Source organism: Streptomyces sp. DH12 (assembly GCF_020873895.1).
In the GTDB taxonomy this organism is placed as follows: Bacteria; Actinomycetota; Actinomycetes; order Streptomycetales; family Streptomycetaceae; genus Streptomyces.
In genome coordinates, this window is sequence record NZ_JAHWGT010000490.1 from 1 (window position 1) to 593 (window position 593).

Consider the following 593-nt stretch of genomic DNA (forward strand, 5'->3'; position numbering starts at 1 on the left):
GTGTCGCTCCGGCTGGCCCGCGACGGTCTGGCGGTGGTGGTGAACTACACCAGGGACGTGGCCTCGGCCGAGGAGACCGTGAAGGCGATCACCGCCGACGGCGGGAGGGCGATCGCCGTGCGGGCGGACGTGGCGGACGAGCACGCGGTCGCCGCGCTGTTCGACCGGGCGGAGCGGGAGTTCGGCGGCGTCGACGTGGTGGTCAACGCCGCCGGCCGCCTTGTCCTGTCGCCCGTCGCCGACCTCGACCTGTCGGCCCTCGACGAGATGCACCGCACCAACATCCGCGGCGCCTTCGTGGTGGCCCGGCAGGCCGCTCGGCGGCTGCGGCCCGGCGGCTCCTTCCTGGGCGTGTCGACCTCCGTGGTCGGAGCACAGTTCCCCGCTTACAGCGCGTACGTGGCGAGCAAGGCCGCCGTCGAGTCGATGACCCTGATCCTCGCCCGCGAGCTGCGCGGCCGGGACATCACGGTGAACACCGTCGCCCCCGGCCCCACAGCCACCGACCTGTTCCTCGACGGCAAGACGCCCGAGGAGATCGAGCGGCTCGCCAAGACCCCGCCGCTGGAGCGGCTGGGCACACCCGAGGACAT

Annotated in this window: 1 protein-coding gene; it reads left to right on the forward strand. The window is 73.2% G+C overall.

Going from position 1 to position 593, the window contains the following annotated elements; genetic code table 11:
- The coding region (locus LPA54_RS35345; protein ID WP_228984680.1) for an SDR family oxidoreductase at window positions 1–593 on the forward strand (593 nt) is incomplete at both ends.